Genomic DNA, 5,201 nt, shown 5'->3' on the forward strand with positions numbered 1-5,201 from the left:
GCAGGGCCTCTCCGATCTTGCCGGTGCCCAGGAAGGCGATCTTCTGTCCGTGCGCCGCGCTGCTGCCCATGGTCCGCTCCTTGCCTCGGTACTGCTGCTGCGGGCGCCGAGCCGCTCCATCAGCTCGGTGGCGATCCGCCGCGCCGTCCGCGGCGAGACGCCCAGCCGCTTGGCGATCGCCTCGTCGGTGTGCCCCTCGGAGAGCAGCCGCAGGGCGGCCGACTCCTGGCCGCTGAGGCCCCGGGAGTCGCGCACGGCCGGGCCCCCGAGGGGCTGCGCGGTGCCCCAGACGTTCTCGAACAGTGCGCAGAGGGCCGTCAGCGTGCCGTGGCCGGTCAGCACCACGGCGGCCGCCGCCGTGTCCTCGCTGTTCACCGGGATGACGGCGGTGGCACGGTCGACCACGATCATCCGCGTCGGCAGCGACGGCACGACCCGCACCTGTCCGCCCCGCGCGGCGAGCCACCCGGTGTACGCGACGGTCGGCGCGCTGTTGCACACACTGTCGAGGTAGACGGTACGGATCTTCACACCGCGCCCGAGCAACTCCTCGTCGAGCGGGCGGGCCGCCTCGATGCTCTCCGGCGTGTGGCCGCCGTCCGGGGCGAAGGTCATCACCTCGTCCTTCACCTCGCGGGTGAGGGACGCCAGCCGGTCGCGGATCGCGTCCAGGCCGACCAGGTGCTCGACCCCGGAGTGCGCGGCGGCCGGGCGGAGGTCCGAGAAGTCGGCGATGAGCTGTGCCGCCGCGACGCGGGAGGCTTCGATCCGCTGCTGCTGGACGGCCAGTTCGGCCTGCTGGCGGGCCATCAGGAGCTCCATGCCGACGTCGGGCGAGACCGCGCGCAGGGCTCCCTCCCGCTCGTGCGAGGGCCGGACCAGGGCGAGCTCGCTGAGGGTGTCCAGCGCCGAGCGCACCTGCGCCTCGGGCAGTCCGACCGCTGCGCAGATCCCGGCCACGCCGTCCTGAGGACGGGCCAGCATGGCCCGGTACACGGTCTCCGAAGTCGCGTCCAACCCCAGAATTGCCAGCATTCCTACCCCCCGGTAGCAGTACTGCGAACGATGCGCGCATGATCATCGCACGACGATCCGGAACCGGACCAGGGGTGTGCGTGGACCGTTCCGGCCATGGCCCGAACCGTCCCGGTCGATCCCCTGTGCGCCGTTCGCGCGGCCTGGGAGTGTCGTTCGCATGTATCTGATCCACGTTCACCTGCGCTCCCCGGACCGAGCGTCGCTGCCCGACGGGGTCGCCGACCTCGTCCGGTCCGTGGCGACCCCCGCGGACCGACTGGAGCACGTCGCCGTCCACCCGCACGCCGTCCCCGACCCGGTGCTCGGCCTGTACCTCCTCGCCGACGGCCTCGCCGACGCCGAGTCCCGTGCCGCCGCGCTCTGCGAACGGACCGTGGCGTCCGCCGCACCGCTGCACGGCTGGCACGTGGCCCGGGCCGGCGCCCCGCTCGTCTCCCCGTTCTACGAGCTGGAACTGTCCCGATCCGGCCCCGCTGGACGGAACCGGCAGGGGACGTTTCCGTCCAGCTGACATGCCTTCCCTCCGCCCCGGGCCTCGGCGAAAGTGGTGATCGCCGGCCGGGAGCACCGATCGGCAAGGCCACCAGGACGAAGCGTCACCGCGGGACGCACGGTCCGGCCGTCTTTCCCCGCCCCGCCCCGCCCCGTCTCCGTCGAAGGACCCCACCATGCTGCGCACCCGTCTCGCCAAGGCCGCCGCGGTCGTCGCCCTCGCGCTCGCTGCCGCTCTGCCCGCCGCCGTCCTGTCCGTCGCCGGACACTCGACCGCCTCCGTCTCCCGCGTCGAGGCCGCCGACGTGCACGACGACAACATGATCTGGCAGTAGCCGGCACTGCCGTGGGTGCCCACGACCGGCTGCTCCTGCAGGGCAGCCGTCGCCGCCCGCCCCGGCAGCGGCCCCGCCCCGTCGCCTGACCCGCGGGCCGTACCTCCACCCCTGCACCACGCCTGTCCAAGCCATGCCCGAAACAGGAGAACCCACCATGCGCAAGCGCTCCGTCCGTTCACTGCTCACCGCCGCCTTCGCCACCGCCGCCGTCACGCCCGTCCTCATGCTGACGGGAGCCCAGATCGCCTCCGCCAGCGTCGGGTCGAACATCGTCGGCATAGCCGAGGCCAACCTCGGCCACGGCGCCTGCGACACCAACAGCGCCGGCGGCAGCGGCTACTACGGCAGCTGCGGCGAGAGCTGGTGCGCCGACTTCGCCCGGTGGGTCTGGGCACAGAACGGCGTCAACGTCTCGGGGCTGACCGCCGGGGCCGGCAGCTTCGCGCAGTACGGCTCCGGTATGCACTCGACGCCCCGGGTCGGTGACGCCGCCGTCTTCAACTACGACGGCAACGGCTACGCGGAGCACGTCTCGCTGGTCGTCGCGGTCAACTCCGACGGGACCGTCAGCACCATCGGCGGCAACCAGGGCAACAGCCAGGTCACCCGAGGCACCATCAGCGCCGGCGGGATGTACGGGTCGAAGCACGTCAGCGGCTACGTGTCGCCGATCGGCGGCCGTGGGTCCTCCGCCGGTACGGAGTCGGGTGGGGCGAATCGGGTGCGGTGGGCGGATTTCGACGGTGACGGCCGTGCCGACTACGTCATCGTGAACGACAACGGTTCGGTGCGGGTGTTCCTGAACAAGGGCGGTGACGGTCACGGTGGTTGGAGTGACCTGGGTCAGGTCGCGACCGGGATGACCAGTGACCGCGGCCGGGTCCGTTTCGCCGACTACGACGGTGACGGGCGTGCCGACTACATCCTGATCAACGGCGACGGTTCGGTGCGGGTGTTCCTGAACAAGGGCGGTGACGGCCACGGCGGCTGGAGCGACCTCGGTCAGGTCGCGACCGGTCTCACGGCGAACCCGGCGCAGGTGACGTTCGCGGACTTCGACGGTGACGGCCGTACCGACTACGTGATCACCCAGGCCGACGGTGCGGTGGGTGTCTTCCGCAACAACGGCATCGGCAGCTGGAGCGATCTCGGCAAGGTCGCCGGCGGTGTCACCAGTGACAGCAGTCGGATCAAGTGGGCCGACATCGACGGTGACGGTCGTGCCGACTACAACGTCGTCAACCCCGACGGCAGCATCACCAGCTACGTCAACCACGGTGGCGACACCGGCGGTAGCTGGACGCTCCGTTCGAAGATCACCACCGGTGTCACCAGCAACCAGAACACCCTCGACCTCGCCGACATCAGCGGCGACGGCCGTGCGGACTACCTCGTCACCACCGGCCCGACCACCGCCTTCCTCAACAACGGCGGGGACGACCAGAACAACCCCGGCTGGATCAACTACGGCCAGATCGCCGCCGGCGCCTGAACCTCGACCGGAAGACAGGGAAGGAATCCCGTGAAGCGTCCCACCACACTCGCTTTGGCCGCGGTGACCGCCGTTGCCGCACTCGCCGCCACGGCCCCCACGGCGTCCGCCGCCGCGCCGACGCCCGCCCCCGTGCTGCGGGTGATGCCGCTCGGCGACTCGATCACCGCCGGGTGGCGGAGCACCTCCGACGCCGGGTACCGCGGACCACTCGTCGACCTGGTGGCCCAGCAGAACCGCTACACCGTCGACCTGGTGGGCTCGCGCGGAAACGGCGCGGTGGCCGACCCGGACAACGAGGGCCACAGCGGCTCCATGGTCGACGACATCCTGGCCGGAGTCGACGGATGGCTGGCCGCCGCGCAGCCGGACGTCGTACTGCTCCACATCGGCATCAACGACCTGGACCGGGGTTCCGACAAGGCACACGCCGCGGACCGGACGTCGGCGCTGATCGACCGGATCCTGGCCGACCGGCCGGGCGTGACCGTCCTCGTCATGGGCCTGATCCCGACCACGCCGAATCTGACCGCCCAGGTGGCGGACTACAACGATGTTCTGAGCCGAGCCGTCCTCGCGAAGCAGGCCCAGGGCCGCAAGGTCCGTTACACCGCTGCGCCCGCTCTGACCTCGGCCGAGATGGCCGACGGGCTGCACCCCGACGACCTGGGCTACCAGCGGTTGGCCCAGACCTTCGACCAGGCCCTGGACCGGGCCTTCACGGACGGTCTGGCCGCTCCGGCCCCGGTGCACCACTCCGGTACGGAGTCGGGTGGGGCGGGCCGGGTGCGGTGGGCCGACTTCGACGGTGACGGGCGTGCCGACTACATCCTGATCAACGGCGACGGTTCGGTGCGGGTGTTCCTGAACAAGGGTGGTGACGGCCATGGTGGTTGGAGCGACCTGGGTCAGGTTGCCAGCGGGATGACCAGTGACCGCGGCCGGGTCCGTTTCGCCGACTTCGACGGTGACGGGCGTGCCGACTACATCCTGATCAACGGCGACGGTTCGGTGCGGGTGTTCCTGAACAAGGGTGGTGACGGTCACGGTGGTTGGAGCGACCTGGGAAAGGTCGCCACCGGACTCACCGCCGACTCCGCTCAGGTCACCTTCGCCGACTTCGACGGCGACGGCCGCACCGACTACCTCATCACCCAGGCCGACGGCGCCGTGGGCGCGTTCCTCAATCGCGGTGGCGACGGCCATGGCGGCTGGATCGACGACGGCCGGATCGCCGGCGGTCTCACCTCCGACCGGAGCCGCGTCCGTTTCGCCGACTTCGACGGTGACGGCCGCGCCGACTACAACGTCATCAACCCCGACGGATCCATCACCACGTTCCTCAACAAGGGTGGCGACGGCCACGGCGGCTGGACCGACGGCGGCAGGACGGCGACCGGGCTCACCACCGATCAGAGCACGGTGGCGCTGGCGGACATCAACGCCGACGCCCATGCCGACTACCTCGTGACCACCGGCCCCACCACCGCCTTCCTCAACAACGGCGGCGACGGCCACGGCGGCTGGATCGACGACGGCCGGATCGCGGCAGGTGCCTGAGCAGACGTCGGGTCATTGACCGACTGCGTGGCGCGATGCGCCGGCGGTGGTTTTCGCGGCAAGGATGTCCGCGAAGACCACCGCCGTGCGTGTTTGCGCGTACTGCTCACACTGCGTGTGTTCATCCGCCGCGCGGCCCCGCGCTACCGCTGGGATGGCCGCTCCACCACCAGGCGCCTGGAGCAGCGCCTACTACCGGGCGCCCTTGATGGTGGGCTGCGTCTTCTGGTTGTAGATCTCCTTGCCGTCCGCGTTGTAGGCGTGGACGTAGGGGGCCGGGG

The 5,201-nt window shown here is 71.0% G+C and carries 5 protein-coding genes; 4 read left to right on the forward strand and 1 reads right to left on the reverse strand.

Going from position 1 to position 5,201, the window contains the following annotated elements; genetic code table 11:
* Positions 1 to 1,035 (reverse strand): helix-turn-helix domain-containing protein (locus ABZ449_RS41630; protein ID WP_360357252.1); only part of this gene is annotated, 1,035 nt, incomplete at its 3' end.
* Between the two features lie 160 nt (positions 1,036 to 1,195).
* Between ABZ449_RS41630 and ABZ449_RS41635 the strand changes: the two genes are divergently transcribed.
* The 4 genes from ABZ449_RS41635 to ABZ449_RS41650 all read left to right on the forward strand — a co-directional run bounded on the left by ABZ449_RS41635 (position 1,196) and on the right by ABZ449_RS41650 (position 4,920).
* A complete protein-coding gene (locus ABZ449_RS41635) occupies positions 1,196 to 1,549 on the forward strand; it encodes a hypothetical protein (protein WP_360357255.1) in 354 nt (117 codons plus the stop codon).
* Positions 1,550 to 1,706: 157 nt separating this feature from the next.
* Positions 1,707 to 1,865, forward strand: a complete 159-nt coding sequence (locus tag ABZ449_RS41640; RefSeq protein WP_360357257.1) for a hypothetical protein — start codon at positions 1,707 to 1,709, stop codon at positions 1,863 to 1,865.
* Between the two features lie 157 nt (positions 1,866 to 2,022).
* A complete protein-coding gene (locus ABZ449_RS41645; protein ID WP_360357259.1) occupies positions 2,023 to 3,360 on the forward strand; it encodes an FG-GAP-like repeat-containing protein in 1,338 nt (445 codons plus the stop codon).
* A gap of 30 nt (positions 3,361 to 3,390) precedes the next feature.
* Positions 3,391 to 4,920, forward strand: a complete 1,530-nt coding sequence (locus tag ABZ449_RS41650; RefSeq protein WP_360357262.1) for an FG-GAP-like repeat-containing protein — start codon at positions 3,391 to 3,393, stop codon at positions 4,918 to 4,920.
* Positions 4,921 to 5,201 lie beyond the last annotated feature (281 nt).

The organism is Kitasatospora sp. NPDC005856 (assembly GCF_040629945.1).
Lineage (GTDB): Bacteria > Actinomycetota > Actinomycetes > Streptomycetales > Streptomycetaceae > Kitasatospora.

Bases quoted from the DNA above. Each gene is read 5' to 3' on its own strand.
- ABZ449_RS41635 (WP_360357255.1), top strand. From the start codon at position 1,196: ATGTATCTGATCCACGTTCACCTGCGCTCCCCGGACCGAGCGTCGCTG.
- ABZ449_RS41640 (WP_360357257.1), top strand. From the start codon at position 1,707: ATGCTGCGCACCCGTCTCGCCAAGGCCGCCGCGGTCGTCGCCCTCGCG.
- ABZ449_RS41645 (WP_360357259.1), top strand. From the start codon at position 2,023: ATGCGCAAGCGCTCCGTCCGTTCACTGCTCACCGCCGCCTTCGCCACC.